The 15,321-nt window shown below is 73.5% G+C and carries 20 protein-coding genes; 8 read left to right on the top strand and 12 right to left on the bottom strand.

The genetic code is table 11. The features are described from left to right. Positions 1-26: 26 nt before the first annotated feature. Positions 27-752 carry a DUF305 domain-containing protein gene (locus PED38_RS09485; protein WP_063070965.1) on the bottom strand — a complete coding sequence of 242 codons (726 nt, stop codon included), beginning with the start codon at positions 750-752 and terminating at the stop codon, positions 27-29. A gap of 56 nt (positions 753-808) precedes the next feature. Between PED38_RS09485 and PED38_RS09480 the strand changes: the two genes are divergently transcribed. The 3 genes from PED38_RS09480 (at position 809) to PED38_RS09470 (ending at position 2,862) form a co-directional block, all read left to right on the top strand. After that, on the top strand, positions 809-1,462 hold the full coding sequence (locus PED38_RS09480; RefSeq protein WP_270980974.1) for a dienelactone hydrolase family protein: 654 nt from the start codon (positions 809-811) through the stop codon (positions 1,460-1,462). Positions 1,463-1,559: 97 nt separating this feature from the next. Beyond that, a complete protein-coding gene (locus PED38_RS09475) occupies positions 1,560-1,979 on the top strand; it encodes a DUF4383 domain-containing protein (RefSeq protein WP_063070963.1) in 420 nt (139 codons plus the stop codon). A 184-nt stretch (positions 1,980-2,163) separates the two neighbouring features. Beyond that, complete coding sequence (locus PED38_RS09470; protein ID WP_063070962.1) at positions 2,164-2,862, top strand: hypothetical protein; 699 nt, start codon at positions 2,164-2,166, stop codon at positions 2,860-2,862. Between the two features lie 50 nt (positions 2,863-2,912). On the opposite strand, the gene PED38_RS09465 is transcribed toward PED38_RS09470, so the two are convergent. After that, positions 2,913-4,214, bottom strand: coding sequence for an ATP-dependent DNA helicase (locus PED38_RS09465; RefSeq protein ID WP_081234874.1), 1,302 nt, complete (start codon positions 4,212-4,214; stop codon positions 2,913-2,915). 130 nt (positions 4,215-4,344) lie between these two features. Between PED38_RS09465 and PED38_RS09460 the strand changes: the two genes are divergently transcribed. Together PED38_RS09460 and PED38_RS09455 are read left to right on the top strand one after the other, a co-directional pair. Next, positions 4,345-5,373 carry a hypothetical protein gene (locus tag PED38_RS09460; RefSeq protein WP_270980970.1) on the top strand — a complete coding sequence of 343 codons (1,029 nt, stop codon included), beginning with the start codon at positions 4,345-4,347 and terminating at the stop codon, positions 5,371-5,373. Between the two features lie 110 nt (positions 5,374-5,483). Next, positions 5,484-5,906 (top strand): VOC family protein, encoded by a 423-nt coding sequence (locus PED38_RS09455; RefSeq protein ID WP_063070961.1) that lies wholly within the window; start codon positions 5,484-5,486, stop codon positions 5,904-5,906. Positions 5,907-5,936: 30 nt separating this feature from the next. Here the strand turns inward: PED38_RS09455 and PED38_RS09450 are convergent, their stop codons facing one another. The 3 genes from PED38_RS09450 to PED38_RS09440 form a co-directional block, all read right to left on the bottom strand. Next, entirely contained in the window at positions 5,937-6,809 is an 873-nt protein-coding gene (locus PED38_RS09450; protein ID WP_270980969.1) for an ABC transporter ATP-binding protein, read from the bottom strand. An 82-nt stretch (positions 6,810-6,891) separates the two neighbouring features. Then, the gene (locus tag PED38_RS09445; RefSeq protein ID WP_270980967.1) at positions 6,892-7,971 is read right to left on the bottom strand and encodes a FecCD family ABC transporter permease; all 1,080 of its coding nucleotides are present in this window, start codon (positions 7,969-7,971) and stop codon (positions 6,892-6,894) included. Further along, positions 7,968-9,026 (bottom strand): FecCD family ABC transporter permease, encoded by a 1,059-nt coding sequence (locus tag PED38_RS09440; protein WP_270980966.1) that lies wholly within the window; start codon positions 9,024-9,026, stop codon positions 7,968-7,970. Before PED38_RS09440 ends, PED38_RS09445 begins: the two co-directional genes overlap by 4 nt. A 93-nt stretch (positions 9,027-9,119) precedes the next feature. On the opposite strand from PED38_RS09440, the gene PED38_RS09435 reads away from it, so the two are divergent. Beyond that, positions 9,120-10,124 (top strand): iron-siderophore ABC transporter substrate-binding protein, encoded by a 1,005-nt coding sequence (locus PED38_RS09435; RefSeq protein WP_270980965.1) that lies wholly within the window; start codon positions 9,120-9,122, stop codon positions 10,122-10,124. A 79-nt stretch (positions 10,125-10,203) separates the two neighbouring features. On the opposite strand, the gene PED38_RS09430 is transcribed toward PED38_RS09435, so the two are convergent. Next, entirely contained in the window at positions 10,204-10,494 is a 291-nt protein-coding gene (locus tag PED38_RS09430) for a transcriptional regulator (protein ID WP_063070957.1), read from the bottom strand. Next, a complete protein-coding gene (locus PED38_RS09425) occupies positions 10,487-11,170 on the bottom strand; it encodes a hypothetical protein (RefSeq protein WP_063070956.1) in 684 nt (227 codons plus the stop codon). The genes PED38_RS09430 and PED38_RS09425 overlap by 8 nt, the downstream gene beginning before the upstream one ends. A 167-nt stretch (positions 11,171-11,337) precedes the next feature. On the opposite strand from PED38_RS09425, the gene PED38_RS09420 reads away from it, so the two are divergent. Further along, positions 11,338-11,562, top strand: a complete 225-nt coding sequence (locus PED38_RS09420; RefSeq protein WP_270980964.1) for a hypothetical protein — start codon at positions 11,338-11,340, stop codon at positions 11,560-11,562. Between the two features lie 24 nt (positions 11,563-11,586). Next, complete coding sequence (locus tag PED38_RS09415; RefSeq protein ID WP_270980963.1) at positions 11,587-12,024, top strand: DUF998 domain-containing protein; 438 nt, start codon at positions 11,587-11,589, stop codon at positions 12,022-12,024. A gap of 42 nt (positions 12,025-12,066) precedes the next feature. Here the strand turns inward: PED38_RS09415 and PED38_RS09410 are convergent, their stop codons facing one another. From PED38_RS09410 to rpmB, 5 genes are all read right to left on the bottom strand, one after another. After that, a complete protein-coding gene (locus tag PED38_RS09410) occupies positions 12,067-14,046 on the bottom strand; it encodes a cytochrome c oxidase assembly protein (RefSeq protein WP_270980962.1) in 1,980 nt (659 codons plus the stop codon). Between the two features lie 132 nt (positions 14,047-14,178). After that, positions 14,179-14,466 (bottom strand): HU family DNA-binding protein, encoded by a 288-nt coding sequence (locus PED38_RS09405; protein ID WP_012039622.1) that lies wholly within the window; start codon positions 14,464-14,466, stop codon positions 14,179-14,181. Between the two features lie 131 nt (positions 14,467-14,597). After that, positions 14,598-14,903, bottom strand: coding sequence for a 30S ribosomal protein S14 (rpsN, locus tag PED38_RS09400; protein WP_015491493.1), 306 nt, complete (start codon positions 14,901-14,903; stop codon positions 14,598-14,600). 2 nt (positions 14,904-14,905) lie between these two features. Beyond that, entirely contained in the window at positions 14,906-15,073 is a 168-nt protein-coding gene (rpmG, locus tag PED38_RS09395; RefSeq protein ID WP_063070953.1) for a 50S ribosomal protein L33, read from the bottom strand. Further along, the gene (gene rpmB / locus PED38_RS09390) at positions 15,073-15,309 is read right to left on the bottom strand and encodes a 50S ribosomal protein L28 (RefSeq protein WP_063070952.1); all 237 of its coding nucleotides are present in this window, start codon (positions 15,307-15,309) and stop codon (positions 15,073-15,075) included. The genes rpmG and rpmB overlap by 1 nt, the downstream gene beginning before the upstream one ends. Positions 15,310-15,321 lie beyond the last annotated feature (12 nt).

The following is a 15,321-nucleotide window of genomic DNA, read 5'->3' as shown; positions in this document are numbered from 1 at the left end:
CGGCCCCTCTCCACGTTCACGGCGGATCAGCCCCCGTACGAGGCCAGCAGCGCCCGCATCTTCGTGAGCTGCCCCTCCTGCGACGAGCGCATCGCACCCGCGATGTCGAGCGCGGCGGTCGACGTGCCGACCTGCGCCTCCCCGTCGGCCATCGCGATCGCCGCCTCGTGCTGGGCGATCATGCCCTGCAGGAAGAGGCGCCCGGCGTCCATGCCGCGTGCGGACCGCACGGCCTGCTGCTGCGCGTCGGATGCGGCGGCACCCGCCTCCGCGGACTCCGCGTCGGTGCCGGTGCCGGACGCGCTGCCGCTCGCGCCCGCCGTCCCCTCCGCGCCGCCCGCGCCGCCTCCGACACCACCGGCCTCCTCGCGGTCCTCCGTGCCGTTCGAGCCGGACGCGCCGTCTTCCCCCGCCCATCCCTCGGCGAGCCGGGCCAGCTCCCGGGCCTGCGGGCCCTGCTGGTCGCGGATCTGCACGGCCAGCTCCTCCGCCCCCGGCGGCAGGTCGGCGGCCTGGAGGGCGGCGACGGCGAGCGCCACCGATCGTGCGGCGTGATCGCCCATGTCCTGCGCGAACGCGAGGTCGGCGCGGTTCCAGCCCTCGGACCCCGTCTCCAGGGGCGCCGCGGCGTCGGCGTCGGCGCTCGGCGACGCCGCGTCCTCGGGCGTGCGCGGCGGTGTCGAGCAGCCGGCGAGGCCGGCGGCGAGGACGAGCGCGGTCGTGGCGGCGGCGAGGCGGTGTCGGTATCCCATGCGACGATCCTCCTCCACGGCGCGGCACCGCGCGTCCCGGAGGATAGGTTCTCCCCATGCCCGAGATCGTCGACCTGCCCCATCCGGGCACGACCCTCGAGTTCGGCGAGCCGGGCAGCCCCGTCGTCGCGCTCGTGCACGACGACCACGGCCGCCTCCCCTGGCTCGACCAGTACGCGCTCGCCCTGGCCCGCTCCGGCTTCCACGTGCTCGTGCCCGACCTGTACGACGGCCGCGCCACCCTCGACGACGGGCTGGCCGCCGGCCTCGCCGCGGAGCTCGACGTGGGCTTCGCGCTCGGCACCATCCGCGACGGCATCGACTCGGCGCGCGCCCGCGGATCCGCCCGCGTCGGCCTCGTCGGCTTCGCGCCCGGCGGCTGGCTCGCCCTCCTCGAGGCGCAGGACGGCGGGGCGGACGCGGTCGTCGCCTACTGCGCGAGCCTCGGTCCCGAGGAGCACGGCGTCATCCCCTGCGCGGTGCTGCTGCACCTGGCCGAGCACGACGAGTGGATCGACGACCAGCGCCCCGAGGCGTTCATCGGCCGGCTGCGTGAGCACGGCACCCCGATCACGGCGCACACCTACGCCGGCACCACCCCCGCGTTCCCCAACGCGAGCCTCCGCGACCGCCTGGATCCGGACGCCGCGGCGCTCGCCTACCGGCGCACGGAGGGCTTCCTGGCCGACCACCTGGGAAACCGGTCCTGATCCAGTACCGCGATCGCACCAAACCGGTCGAGTACGCGGTACGAATGTAAGGAGCCTGGGAATGTCCCGGCTCTTCCCTACCAGTGGAGGCAACATCATGACCTCGTCCCCGAACCGCCTGCTCGGCACCGCCTTCGGTGCCGTCTACGTCCTCGTCGGCCTTCTCGGCTTCCTGTTCCCGCCGAACAGCGGGGGCTTCTTCTCGTCCGACGGCGGCCTGCTGCTCGGCATCTTCATGGTGAACCCGTTCCACAACGTGGCCCACCTCCTCATCGGCGCGGCCCTCCTCATCGGCGGCCTCTCCAGCGTCGCGGCGGCCAAGGCCGTCAACTCGACCATCGGATTCGCGTACCTCGCGCTCGGCGTCGTCGGCTTCTTCCTCGTGAACACCGACTTCAACGTGCTCGCGCTCAACACCGCCGACCACTTCCTGCACCTCGGCAGCGCCGTCGTGCTGCTGATCGTGGGCCTCGGCGCCGAGAAGGGCGTCCGCAACCGCGCCGCCCGCGCCGCCTAGGCAGCACCGCACTACCGCCGCGCGCCGCTGCACCGGGCGCGTCACGCATCACCGCACGTCAGCACGACAGCACGACAGCACCACAGCACCACAGCACCACAGCACCACAGCACCACAGCACGACAGCACCACAGCACGCAGCACCGCACCACCGCGGCGCCCGGGACGACGAAGGGACCAGCACGTGTCACTGCTCATCCGCCACTGGCTGGCCCTCGCCGCCCTGGGCGCCGCGCTCATCCACCTGGCCGTCGGCGCGGGATCCTCGCCGGCGTCCATGGTGGCCCTCCTCGTCATCGGCGCCGCCGAGCTGGCCTGGGCCGTCGCGGTCCTCCGCTCGGACCGCCTGCCCGCCGCATCCTGGGCCGTCGTCGGCGCGCTCGTGCCGGTCGCCGGCTGGGCGCTCCTCGTCTCGGCCGCCGTGGTCCTCGCGGCCCCGGGCATCACGAGCGGCATCCCCGCGATCCCCATGCTCGCCGCGACCCTCCTCGACCTGGCGATCGCCGCCATCGTCGGCCGGCACCTCCGCTCCCGCGCGGAGTCGGAGGCCGAGGCCACCTGCACCGCCGTCGAGTCGCGGCTCCCCGCCGACATCGCGCTCGTCGGATCCGGCGCCTCGCACCCGACCGCGGCGCACCCGGCGTCCGCCGTCGTCCTCTCCGCCGCGACGCCCGCGGCCGACTCCGCTTCCGCTCCCGCTCCCGCCGAGCCGGAACCGACCGGCCGCCGCTACCTCGTGGGCGTCCTCGCCGGCGCCTTCCTCGTCGCCGGCATCGTCACCCCCGCGCTCTCGCTCACCGACGCGGGCGAGCACGCCGTCCCGCACGGCCAGCACGGCTCCGTCGACCTCACGGGCATCCAGGGCGAGCACTCGGGCCACTGATCCCGGCTCCCCGCCGCGCAGCCGCGCGAGCGACGGCTGAGGCGACGCCGCTACGGCGCCGGCGCCACCGCGGGCGTCACGCGGATCCGCGTCGCCTCGCTCATGAACCGCCGCACGTTCTCGTCGACGATGATGTCGCCCGGCCGCAGCGGCCGCGTGAGGTACAGGCCGCCGATGTCGGTGATCCGGCTGAGCGCCACATAGGTCTGCCCGGGGCTGAACACGCGCGCGCCGAGGTCGACGATGGCGCGGTCGTAGGTCTTGCCCTGCGACTTGTGGATCGTGACCGCCCACGCGAGCCGCAGCGGGAACTGCGTGAAGTCGGCCACGACGTCGCGCCGCAGCTGCTTGGTGGTGGGCGAGTACGAGTACTTGTGCTTCTCCCACGTGACCGGCTCGACCTCGTGCACGACGCCGTCGAGCTCGACGTACACGTTCGTGTCGATGCGCGTGACGACCCCGACGGATCCGTTCACCCAGCGCTGGTCGACGTCGTTGCGGAGGAACATCACCTGCGCGCCGATCTTGAGGTCGAGCTTCTCGTCGGCCGGGTAGGTGCGGCCGCCGAAGTCGCCCGTGACGTCGGCGGTGGCGGTGAGCGAGCGGCCGGGCAGGCGCTTGAGCGCCTCGGCGTTGATCCGGTTGACGGTGTCGTTGCGCGTGGCGAGCGTGATGGCGCCGTCGGTGGGCGCCGGGCGCGCGCCCGCGGCGTTGAGCACGCCCGCGATCTCCGCCGTGACCCGCCCGTGGCGCACGGCGTTGAGCATCTCCTTGAACGCCTCCTCGTGCTGCCGGTGGATCTCGGTGAGCTCGTAGATGCGGAGCTGCGCCTCCTCCCACACCTTCGCGTCGAAGAACCACATGGAGCGGTAGCGGTCGGCGAAGTAGGCGCGCTCGTCGCCGTCGCCGGGCACGGGCGCCAGCTGGTACGGATCCCCGAACAGCACGACCTGCACGCCGCCGAACGGCACGTCCTTCTTGTGGCGCGCCTGGCGGAGGCTGCGGTCGATGGCGTCGACGAGGTCGGCGTTGACCATGGAGACCTCGTCGATGACGAGCGTGTCGATGGTGTTGAGGAGCTTCCGCAGCTCGCCGGTCTGCTCGATCTCCTCGTCGGCGATGACGCCGATGGGCAGCTTGAACAGCGAGTGGATGGTCTGCCCGCCCACGTTCAGCGCGGCGACCCCGGTGGGCGCGCAGATCACGATCTGCTTCTCGGTGTTCCACGACAGGTGCGTGAGGAGGGTCGACTTGCCGGTGCCGGCGCGGCCCGTGACGAAGATGTGGTCGCGCGTGCCCTCGATGGCCTGGAAGACGGCGGCCTGCTCCGGGGAGAGGGGGACCGTGCTCACGCGGGGCTCCTGGCGGTTCGGGGTGGATGCGGCGCGCATCGAGGGCGGCGGCGCGGCGCGGATGCGCACTCGAATCTACCCCGGGCCCGCCCCGGCCGGTCGCGGATCCCCCGCCCGTAGGATGATCCGCATGCCGAGCCCCGCCGTCGACGCGCGCGGCGAGCTGCGTCGGGCCGTCGTCCTCTGGTCGGTGCTCGCGGCCCTGCTCCTCGGGGCGTTCGCCGGCACGGTCGCGACGCTCAACCACACCGTCTTCAGCGCCCACGGGTTCGTGCGCTCCTACCTCGCCGCGCTCGCCCGCGAGGACAGCCGCGACGCCCTCGCCACCCCCGGCGTCGTCCTGCCCGACGACGGGAGCCGCGCGCTCCTCGACGACCGCGCCCTGCCCGGCCTCGCCGACGTCGAGCTCGTCTCCGACGAGCGGGCGCCCGACGGCGCGGAGGGCGAGCGCGTGGTCACGTACGCGTACACGCTGCCGTCGGGACCCGGATCCACCGCCTTCCGCGTGCGGGAGGCGCCCGCGGCGCTCGGCCTCTTCGGCCGGTGGGAGTTCGCGACGAGCCCGGTCGCGGCCGTCGACCTCGAGCTCCGGCACGCCGCCACCTTCACCGCGAACGGGCTCGCCGTCTCCGCGACGGCGGGCGGCGACGCGGCCGCGGGCGCCGGATCCACGTACCTCGTGCTCGCGCCGAGCACCCTGGCCCTCGACCACTCGTCGTCGTTCCTCGAGGCGCAGGAGACCGACGTGGCGGTCACGGACCCCGGCAGCGTCGTGCCCGCCCGCGTCGACGCCGAGCCGACGCAGGAGCTCGTGGACTCCGTGCAGGGCGAGGTCGAGTCGTACCTCACCGCGTGCACCACGCAGGCCGTGCTCTTCCCGTCCGGCTGCCCGTTCGGGAAGGCGATCCGCGACCGCATCACCGACCCGCCGGTGTGGACGATGACGGCCATGCCCGAGATCACGCTGCGCCCCGCGAGCGACGACCCCGCCGACCTCGACTGGGTCGTGCCGTCCACGGTCGGCACCGCGCACATCCGGGTGCCCGTCCGCTCGCTGTACGACGGCAGCGTCAAGGACCTCGACGAGGACGTGCGGTTCAGCGTGAGCTGGCGCGTGACCCTCGACGAGGACGCGGGCGTGCGGATCCAGGGCCTTTAGCCGCTCACGACCCTCTCGCGCGGGCACGGTGCGCGCCGACTGCGGGAGGAGCAGGATCGGGACCCACAGGTCCCCGCGACCGCGGGGCCCGCCAGCCGAGGAGCGCCCCCATGTCCGCGATCATGAACCCGTACCTGTCCTTCCGCGACCAGGCGGCCGAGGCGCTGCGCTTCTACCAGGGGGTCTTCGGCGGCGAGCTCGCGCTGAGCACGTTCGGCGAGCAGGGCATGAGCCCGGACCCGGCGGAGGCCGACAAGATCATGCACGGCCAGCTGACCTCCGACGCGGGCTTCGTGCTGATGGCCTCGGACACCCCGGCCTCGATGGGCGTGCCGAGCGGATCCGCCATCACGCTCTCGCTCTCGGGCGACGACGCCGAGGTGCTCGGCGGCTGGTGGGACGCGCTGACGGCGGACGGCACGGTCGTGCTGCCGCTCGAGGTGGCGCCGTGGGGCGACCGGTTCGGCATGTGCACCGACCGCTTCGGGATCGACTGGATGGTGTCGATCGCGCCGGCGCCGGCCGCCGGCTGACCGCCGCCCTCGGGCCTCGGGTCCCGGGTCTCAGGCCCAGCGGCCCCCGCGCGGCACGATGAGCGGCGTGTGCGACACGGGGTCGTCGATCACGAGGCACGGCAGCCCGAAGACCTGCTCGACGAGCTCCGCGGTCACGATCTCGTGCGGGGCGCCGGACGCGACGACGCGGCCATCGCCCATCACGATGAGGTGGTCGGCGTACCGCGCGGCGTGGTTCAGGTCGTGGAGCACGGCGACGATCGTGCTGCCGCCGCGGTGCAGGTCGGCGAGGAGGTCGAGCAGCTCGATCTGGTGGGCGATGTCGAGGAACGTCGTCGGCTCGTCGAGGAGCAGCACGGGCGTCTGCTGCGCGAGCGCCATCGCGACCCACACCCGCTGGCGCTGGCCGCCGGAGAGCTCGTCGACATGGCGGTCCGCGAGGTCGGCGACGCCGGTGTCCGCCATCGCCCGCTGCACCGCGTCCTCGTCGGTCGCCGTCCACTGACGGATGAGGTTCTGGTGCGGGAACCGGCCGCGCGCCACGAGGTCGGCGACCGTGATGCCGTCGGGCGCGATGGCGCTCTGCGGGAGGAGGCCGATGATCCGCGCCGCCTCCTTCGCCCGGTACGACGCGAGCGGCCGGTCGTCGAGGAGCACGCTGCCGGCCGTCGGCGCGAGCAGGCGCGACAGCGCGCGCAGCAGGGTCGACTTGCCGCACGCGTTCGGGCCGACGATGACCGTGAACGAGCCGTCGGGCACATCGACGTCGAGGGCCTCGGAGATCACGCGGCGGTCGTAGGCGAGCGTGACGCCCTCGGCGCGGAGGCGTGGCGCGGGGATCGGACGCTCGGTGGCAGGATGCTCGGCGGCGGGCGGCGCGGGAGCGGTGACGGCCGGGCGGGCGGATGCGGTGTCGTCCACGACGGGACCTCCCAGGGGATCGGGATCGAGGGCGGCGCGGGGCACGCCGGGCACGTCAGGCATCTCAGGCACGTCAGGCACGTCAGGCACGTCGGGCCGCCTCGCGGATCAGGAGCGCGATGAGGTAGACCCCGCCGACCACGACCGTGACGATGCCGACGGGCACCGTCCCCGGCAGCGCGTGCTGGGCGACGGAGTCGGCGGCGAGCAGCAGCAGGCCGCCGGTGAGCGCGGCCGGCACGAGCGGCAGGCCGGCGCTGCGCGTGAGGCGGCGGGCGATCTGCGGCGCGGCGAGCGCGACGAAGGCGATGGGCCCGGCGGCGGCCGTCACGACCGCCGTGAGCGCGACCCCGAGGACCAGCAGCACCAGCCGCGTCGGCTCGGCCCGCACGCCGTGGGCGCGCGCCGCGTCGTCGCCCAGCTCGAGCTGCCGCAGCGGTGCGGAGAGCAGCAGGATCGCGGGCGCGAGCACGAGGAGCGCGGCGAAGGCGGGGAGCGCGCGATCCCAGCCGACGAGCGCCAGGGATCCGGCGCCCCAGATCGACGCGGCCATCGCGACCTCCGTGCCCGCCTTCAGCAGCAGGAACGTGTTGACCCCGTGCAGCACGGCCGTGACCGCGATGCCCGTGATGATCAGCCGGAACCCCTGCACCCCGCCGCGGTACGCGAGCAGGTACACCACGAGCGCCGTGCCGAGCCCGCCCGCGAGCGCTCCGACCGCGGTGGGCAGGAACGTCGCGCCCGCGACCGTGCTCACGAGCAGCGCGCCCGTGTAGGAGCCGGTGGAGAAGCCGATGACGTCCGGCGATCCGAGCGGGTTCCGCGTGAGGGACTGGAAGACCGCGCCCGCGACCCCGAGCGCGGCGCCGAACGCGATCCCAGCGAGCACGCGCGGGAGGCGCCACTCGGTGACGATGGTGGCGGCGAACGAGCCGTCGGGCAGCACGAGGGCGCGGATCACCTCGGGCACCGTGAGCGGGTAGTCGCCCGTGCCGAGCGCCACGAGCGCGACGGCGACGATGACGACGGCGAGCGCCGCGCCCACGAGCACCTCGCGCCGGCGGAGCCGCGTGCCGACCACGGGCAGGCGGATCGTGCCCGCGGGGCGGGCGCCGGGTCGGATCGCGGCCGGGCGGCGCCCCGCGCGGGCGGGCGCGCTCACAGCCCCGACGCCCTCTGCCGGCGCACGAGCAGGATCAGCACGGGCGCGCCCAGCACGGCCGTCACGATCCCGGCCGGCAGCTCCGCGGGCCGCAGCACGACGCGCCCCACGATGTCCGCGGCGAGCAGCAGCACGGGCGCCAGCACGATCGTGTACGCGAGGATCCAGCGCTGGTCGGGCCCGACGATCCAGCGGGCGATGTGCGGGATCATCAGCCCGACGAACGCGATCGGCCCGGCCATCGCGGTCGCGCCGCCCGCGAGCAGCGTCACCGCGACCACGGCGACCGTCCGCACGACGACCACGTTCGCGCCGAGCGACCGCGCGAGGTCGTCCCCGAGCGCCACCGCGTCGAGGCTCCGGGCGATGACGGCGGCGAGCAGCACGCCGACCGCGAGGAACGGCGCGACCGGCAGCAGGGCGTCCCACCCGCGGTCCTGGAGCGAGCCCGACTCCCATGCGCGCATCGCGCTGAAGCCCTGCGGGTCCGCGAGCAGGAGCCCCGAGGTGATGCCCGCGAGCACCGCGCCGAGGGCGACCCCGGCGAGCGTGAGGCGCACCGGGTCCCCGCCGCCGCGCTCCGCGGATCCCACGACGTACACGATGACGGCGGCCACGAGCGCCCCGCCGAAGGCGAACCAGAGGTAACCGCTCACGGCGGTCACGCCGAGCACGCCCGTCGCGATGGCGACCGCGAAGGCCGACCCGGCGGTCACGCCGAGGATGCCGGGATCCGCCAGCGGGTTGCGCGTGACGGCCTGGATGAGCGCGCCCGCGACCCCGAGCGCGAGGCCCGCGGCGAGGCCGACGAGGGTGCGCGGCACGCGGAGGTCGGTGATCACGACGAGCTCGGCGGGGTCCCGCGGCCGGCCGGCGAGCGCGTCGACGACGGCGCCGAGCGGGATGTCGCGCGAACCGACGGCGATGCTCGCGAGCGACGCCAGCACGAGCACCCCGACCGCCAGCAGGAGGCCCGCCGAGCGCGAGAGGCCGCTCCGCGCCCGGCCCGCGGGGGCGTCGGTGGCGGAGGCGCGCGCGAGGACCCGGAGCGACATGGCCCGGACAGCCTACCTCGCCCTTAGGTTAGGCTCCCCTTGCCTGATGGGATCCGCACCGGCCCGTCATCGACACCCGAGAGGCCCCGCACCATGAGGTTCCCCACCACCGGCTCCGCCACCGTCGCGCTCGCCGTCGCGACGCTCGCCCTGACCGGCTGCTCGAGCGCCTCCGACCCGGCCGCGAGCGCCCCGCCCGCCTCCGGATCCGCGACCGGCACCTTCCCCGCCACCGTCGACACGAAGTTCGGCGAGGTCACCGTGCCCAGCGAGCCGAAGCGCGTCGTCGCCCTCGGCTGGGGCGATGCGGAGACCGCGCTCGCGCTCGGCGTGCAGCCCGTTGGCGCGTCCGACTGGCTCGGCTTCGGCGCCGACGCGGACGGCGTCGGCCCGTGGGCGCAGGGGCTGTACACGCAGAAGCCGCAGATCATCGAGACGCTCGAGCCCTCCTACGAGGCCATCGCGGCGCTCAAGCCCGACCTGATCCTCGACACCAAGGGCTCGGGCGACCAGGCCCGCCACGACCGCCTCGCGCAGATCGCGCCCACCATCGGCGTGCCCGAGGGCGCCGACAGCTACCTCACCGACATGGACGACCAGGTCGACATGGTCGCCGAGGCCCTCGGCCGCGAGGACCAGGGCGACGCCCTCCTCGACGCGGTCGACCAGCGCTTCGACGCCGTCGCCGCCGCGCATCCGGACTGGAAGGGCAAGACGGTCACGGCCGCCACCAAGACCAGCGAGGGCTGGGGCGCCTACGTCGAGGGCAGCGAGCGCGTCGCGTTCCTCGAGAAGCTCGGCTTCGCGCAGAGCCCGAAGATCGCGGCGATCCCCGCCAACGCCGGCGGCTTCTCGGTCGACATCTCCTCCGAGCAGCTCGACCTGCTCGACGCCGACGCCATCGTGGCGTTCCCGATCTTCATCGACAAGGCCGTCATCACCGACGACCCGCTGTGGCAGGCGGTCCCCGCGGTCGCGGCCGGCCACTCCATCGTGCTCGACGGCGACGTGTCGTCGGCGTACTCGATCGGCACCACGCTGTCCACCGGCTACGCGCTCGACCGGCTCGTGCCGCTGCTGGAGACCGCCACGTCCTGATCCGGATCCGCACCACCGGGGCCCGCCGCGCGCATCGCACGGCGGGCCTCGTCGCATCCGGCGGACGGCGGTCCGCTCGCTACGCCTCGAGCATCGCCGTGAGCGCCCGGCGATAGTCCTCGAACGCGCGGCGGCCGACCGTCGTGAGCGCCAGGTAGGTCACCGGCTGCCGCCCCTCGTGCGTCTTCCGCACCTCCACGTAGCCGGGGTCCTCGAGCTTCCGGAGGTGCGTCGACAGGTTGCCGGCCGTCATGTCGAGGATCTCCTGCAGCCGGGGGAAGGACAGCGCCTCCCCCGCGTCCAGCGTCGCGAGCGACGCCACGATCCGCAGCCGGGCCTGCGCGTGGATGACGGGATCGAGGTCAGCCAAGCCGGGCTCGCAGCGATCGGCGGGCGCGCGCTCCTCGCACGGCCACCGCGATCCCCGTGACGAGGTACGCGCCCCCGCCCACGACGGCCATCACCAGGTAGTTGCCGGGGTAGCCCGCGAAGGGCGCGGCGAGCGCGGCCACCACGAGGATCGAGCCCAGGAGCAGGGACGTGCGCGAGTGGAAGAGCGCCGCGGTCGACAGCAGCATCATGCCGGCGACGAACGAGAACCCCGACGCGTAGAAGATCGAGAGCAGCCGGCTCGGGGCGTCGTTGAGCGCGAGTCCGATGCCGAGCACGTAGACCGAGACCATGGCCACCGACCAGCTGATCCCGTAGACCCGGCCCTGCCAGCGCGCCTCGCCCGTGGTCTCCATGCCCACCGATCCGCGGATCCCGAGCACGATGCTCACGACCACGCCCACGCCGATGAGCCCGGCGAAGATCCCGACGGCCACCGGCAGCGGCAGGCTCACCGCGTCCGACCCGTCGATGAGCCACAGGGCCGTGTAGCCGAGGATCCACGCGACGCCCCAGACCACCTCCATGATCCAGACGAACGAGGTCTGCGCGTCGACCGCCACCCGCCGCTGGTCCTCCATGAGCGCGTGCATCGTCCGCGGGTCGGGCGCGGGCCCGTCGTCGTCGACCTCGTCCGTGCGCATCGTCGTGTCCATCTCCGCCTCTCCGCTGGCGACCCTCGCCCGCCGGGCTCCCGCCCTCAGTACTTTGTAACGCAAAGTGCTTTGCCGTGTCAATGGGTCTCTCCGATGCGGCGGTCCGCGCGTCGTCCGTCATCATCGAGGGGTCCGCGTCTCCACCCGCGCGCGACGGGAGGAGACCCATGAGCACCCGCGCCGCCGCCGTCCCCGCGGCCGCCGGCATCGCCTGGATCGCGGCCGCCGTCGTCTACGTCGGCACCGAGGCGATCGCCGCGTCCGCCTTCCCCGGTTACAGCTACTCCGCCAACTACATCAGCGACCTCGGCGTCCCCGAGGTCGCCGAGTTCCAGGGCCGCGCCATCGACTCGCCGCTCTCCGCGGTGATGAACGCCGGCTTCATCCTCTAGGGCGTCCTCTACCTGCTGGCCGCCGTGGTCGCGACCCGCGCCCTCCGCGCCGGCCCGCGCCGCGCGTTCCTCGCCCTCGCGGTCGTGCACGCCGTCGGGATCACGGTGGTCGGCCTCATCCACGGCAGCGCCTCGAGCGCGGCCAGCGGCATCGGCTGGATGCACGTGGTCGGCGCCGGCATGGCCATCGTCGCGGGCAACGCGGCCTCGATCGTGGCGGGCCTCGGCTCGGGCCGCGCCGGGGCCGGGGCCGGGGCCGGGGCCGGGGCCGCCCGCGCGTACCGCATCGCGAGCGTCGCGCTCGGCGTCGTCGGCCTCGTCGCGCTCGCCGTCCTCCAGACCCTCGGCGGCTCCGGCATCGACGGCGTCTGGGAGCGCGGATCCGTCTACACGGTCACCGCGTGGGAGCTGATCACCGGCATCGCCGTCCTCGTCGCCGCGCGACGCGCGCGCACCCGCTGACGCCGACGGACGGCCCGGACGGCCCAGCGCGGAGGCCCCCGATCAGCGCCGCTCGGCCGCCTGCAGCGCCTCGAGGTTCCGGTTGTACGCCTCGAGCTCGGCGTCGCCGTCGCGGTCGGCCTTGCGGTCGTACCGCACGGAGTCCCGCTTGTCGCTCTTGCTCCACATGATCGCCGTGACGATCGCGAGGATCACCGTGGGGATCTCGCCGATGCTCCACGCGATGCCGCCGCCCGCCTGCTGGTCGGCCAGCGCGGTCTCGCCCCACGGCCGGCCCATCGCGCCGAACCAGTCCGCGAGGAGCAGCCCGGTGCCGGTCATGAGCGACAGGCCGAAGAAGGCGTGGAACGCCATGGTCGCGAGAAGGAGCAGCAGCCGCATCGGGTACGCGAGGCGGATCGGCATCGGGTCGACGCCGATGAGGTTCTGCGTGAACAGGTACCCGACGATGAGGAAGTGCACGATCATCCACTGGTGCCCGATGTGGTCGGTCGTGGCCCAGCTGAACAGCGGCGAGTAGTAGAAGACGAGGAGCGAGCCGGCGAAGAGCACGGCCGCCACGATCGGGTGGCCCACGAAGCCCGCGAACTTGGAGTGCACGGCCATCAGGATCCACTCGCGGCCGCCGCGGCTGCCGTCCTGCCGCTTGCGGATGGCCCGCATCGCGAGCGTGACCGGGGCGCCCGGCACGAGCAGCAGCGGGATGACCATGGCGAGCACCATGTGCGCCAGCATGTGCGAGCTGAAGAGGTACTTCTGGTAGACGTTCACGCCGCCGTTGGTGATGTAGAAGAGGCCGATCATGCCGGCCACCCACAGGATGGAGCGGTGCAGGGGCCAGGCGTCGCCGCGCTTCCGGAGGCGGTGCACGCCGGCCAGGTAGAAGAAGATCCCGAAGGCGCACAAGAGGATCCAGAGCAGGTCGAAGTTCCACTCGGTGAGGTAGCGCATGGGCGTGAGCTCGGGCGGCAGCGGCTCTCCGGTGAGGATCTGCGCGGGCGTCGGATCCGGCAGCTGCGTCGCGACGACCTGGCTCACGGGCGGCGACGTGCGGGCGAGGGCGGCGGCCACGCCGGAGGCGACGCCCATGAACGCGAGCTCGGCGGTGACGAGCCACCAGAAGGGGCTGCGCGCGGAGGCGCCGCGCTCCTCGAGCCGCCCGATGAGCACCCGCCGATATGCGGCACCGAACAGGCCGAGCGCGAGGAGCGCCGCGACCTTGATGAGCACGAGCAGCCCGTACGCCGTGAGCAGCCGGTCGAGGGAGCCCACGCGGATCTCCGCGCTCACGTAGCCGGACGCCGCGACCACCACGAAGCACACGAGCGCGACCGCCGAGTAGCGGCGCAGCACCGGCACGAGCCGGTCGCCGTCGAGCTTCGACCGCAGCAGCACCAAGGTGAGCAGGCCGCCGAGCCACACGGCGGCGAAGACGAGGTGGAGGCCGAGCGCGTTGACCGCGGCGTCGTGCCCCTCGGTGCCGCCCGCGTGGCCCTGCTGCGCCATGGGGACAAGGCCGCCGACCGCGAGCACGAGCACGAGGGCGATGGCGGTGTGGTTGCGCACCGCGAAGCACAGGACGGTGACGGTCGCGGCGATCAACGTGGTCGCGAGCCATGCCTGGCCCACGGAGATCTGCGTCAGGACGAGCCCGAGGCTCGACCCGAACTCCGCGCTGAAGGAGAAGGGCGTGCCCGAGACGCTGAGGAAGGTGAAGAAGGCGGTGATCGCGGAAGCGACCGTCCAGAGGGCGGCGCCGGCGGCGGCGATGTCGAGCGCGCGGCCGTACTCCGGGCGCTTCCGCGAGAGGGCGAACGCCGCCAGCAGCAGCGCGCCGATGGCCGTCGCCGCCGTGATGTTGACCATCATCTTCGCGGCGGGCAGCCCGTATCTGACGACCGGCCCGGCGTCCTTGAGCAGCTGCGGTGCAGCTCCCCCGCCGATGGCGAGCGCGACCAGCAGGGAGAGGAACGCGACGATGAGGAGGGCGGCGGGCCCCGCGACGCGGAGGAGTCTGGGCATGAGGGGATCAGCCTAACTCGCCCGTCCTGACGGGCGGCTGGCGGCCCCGAGCGCTCCCGCGCCCGGCCGGGAACGCGACAGCGGGGGCGCCGACCGGAGTCGGCGCCCCCGCTGGGCGTGTGGTGAGGAGGACTACTTGACGGCGGCCTTGAGCTTGCTGCCGGCGGAGACCTTGACGCCCTTGGACGCCTTGATCTCGAGGGGCTCGCCCGTCTGCGGGTTGCGGCCCGTGCGCGCGGCGCGAGCCGTCTGCTCGAACGCGACCCAGCCCGGGATCGTGACCTTGACGCCGTCGGCGACGTTGGTCGCGACGGTGGAGAAGAGCGCGTCCAGCACGCCGTTGACGGCGGCCTGGCTCTGACCCGACTCCGCGGCGACGGCGGCAACGAGCTCGGTGCGGTTGAGTGACTTGTCAGCCATGGGTGTCCTCCTCGGACCTGGTGCCGTTCTACTCGAGCGGCCGTGTGGTGGATGGTGTCTGTCTACGTCAGCGGACCGTTCGACCCGACAGGGCCATCAGCGGTCCGTTCGGCCGTACGGCCGCTTGGAACCTACCAGCTGGACTTCGTGATGCCCGGAAGCTCGCCGCGGTGGGCCATGTCCCGGAAGCGGACGCGGGAGATGCCGAACTTCGACAGGTTGCCGCGGGGGCGACCGTCGATGCCGTCGCGCTGGCGGACGCGGACGGGCGAGGCGTCGCGCGGGAGGCGCTGGATGCCGGCGCGGGCCGCCTCGCGGCTCTCGTCGGTGCCGTTCGGGTCCACGAGGGCCTTCTTCAGCTCGAGGCGCTTCGCGGCGTACCGCTCGACGATGACCTTGCGCTGCTCATTGCGGGCGATCTTGCTCTTCTTGGCCATGGTTAGCGCTCCTCGCGGAAGTCGACGTGCTTGCGGACGACCGGGTCGTACTTCTTCAGCACGAGGCGGTCGGGGGTGTTGCGGCGGTTCTTGCGGGTCACGTACGTGAACCCGGTGCCTGCCGTCGAGCGGAGCTTGATGATCGGACGGACGTCCTGCTGCTTGGCCATTAGATCTTCACCCCACGACCCAGGAGGTCCTTGACGACGGACTCGATGCCGCGCGCATCGATGACCTTGATGCCCTTCGCGGAGAGCGTGAGCTTGACGTTGCGACGCAGCGAGGGGACGTAGTACGTCTTCTTCTGCACGTTCGGGTCGAAGCGGCGCTTGGTGCGCCGGTTCGAGTGCGAGATGTTGTGTCCGAAGCCGGGGACGGCGCCGGTCACCTGGCAGGTTGCTGCCATGGTTTCCTCCGT

The sequence above is a fragment of the Clavibacter sp. CT19 genome, from assembly GCF_027858075.1.
GTDB classification, from domain to species: domain Bacteria; phylum Actinomycetota; class Actinomycetes; order Actinomycetales; family Microbacteriaceae; genus Clavibacter; species Clavibacter tessellarius_A.
Note: the sequence above shows the minus strand (reverse complement) of the source record. Positions and strands in the feature narration are given on the sequence as shown.

Excerpts from the sequence above, each read along its gene's own strand:
- PED38_RS09485 (WP_063070965.1), bottom strand. The coding sequence starts at position 752 with ATGGGATACCGACACCGCCTCGCCGCCGCCACGACCGCGCTCGTCCTC.
- PED38_RS09480 (WP_270980974.1), top strand. The coding sequence starts at position 809 with ATGCCCGAGATCGTCGACCTGCCCCATCCGGGCACGACCCTCGAGTTC.
- PED38_RS09475 (WP_063070963.1), top strand. The coding sequence starts at position 1,560 with ATGACCTCGTCCCCGAACCGCCTGCTCGGCACCGCCTTCGGTGCCGTC.
- PED38_RS09460 (WP_270980970.1), top strand. The coding sequence starts at position 4,345 with ATGCCGAGCCCCGCCGTCGACGCGCGCGGCGAGCTGCGTCGGGCCGTC.
- PED38_RS09455 (WP_063070961.1), top strand. The coding sequence starts at position 5,484 with ATGTCCGCGATCATGAACCCGTACCTGTCCTTCCGCGACCAGGCGGCC.
- PED38_RS09440 (WP_270980966.1), bottom strand. The coding sequence starts at position 9,026 with ATGTCGCTCCGGGTCCTCGCGCGCGCCTCCGCCACCGACGCCCCCGCG.
- PED38_RS09435 (WP_270980965.1), top strand. The coding sequence starts at position 9,120 with ATGAGGTTCCCCACCACCGGCTCCGCCACCGTCGCGCTCGCCGTCGCG.
- PED38_RS09425 (WP_063070956.1), bottom strand. The coding sequence starts at position 11,170 with ATGGACACGACGATGCGCACGGACGAGGTCGACGACGACGGGCCCGCG.
- PED38_RS09420 (WP_270980964.1), top strand. The coding sequence starts at position 11,338 with ATGAGCACCCGCGCCGCCGCCGTCCCCGCGGCCGCCGGCATCGCCTGG.
- PED38_RS09410 (WP_270980962.1), bottom strand. The coding sequence starts at position 14,046 with ATGCCCAGACTCCTCCGCGTCGCGGGGCCCGCCGCCCTCCTCATCGTC.
- PED38_RS09405 (WP_012039622.1), bottom strand. The coding sequence starts at position 14,466 with ATGGCTGACAAGTCACTCAACCGCACCGAGCTCGTTGCCGCCGTCGCC.
- rpsN (WP_015491493.1), bottom strand. The coding sequence starts at position 14,903 with ATGGCCAAGAAGAGCAAGATCGCCCGCAATGAGCAGCGCAAGGTCATC.
- rpmG (WP_063070953.1), bottom strand. The coding sequence starts at position 15,073 with ATGGCCAAGCAGCAGGACGTCCGTCCGATCATCAAGCTCCGCTCGACG.
- rpmB (WP_063070952.1), bottom strand. The coding sequence starts at position 15,309 with ATGGCAGCAACCTGCCAGGTGACCGGCGCCGTCCCCGGCTTCGGACAC.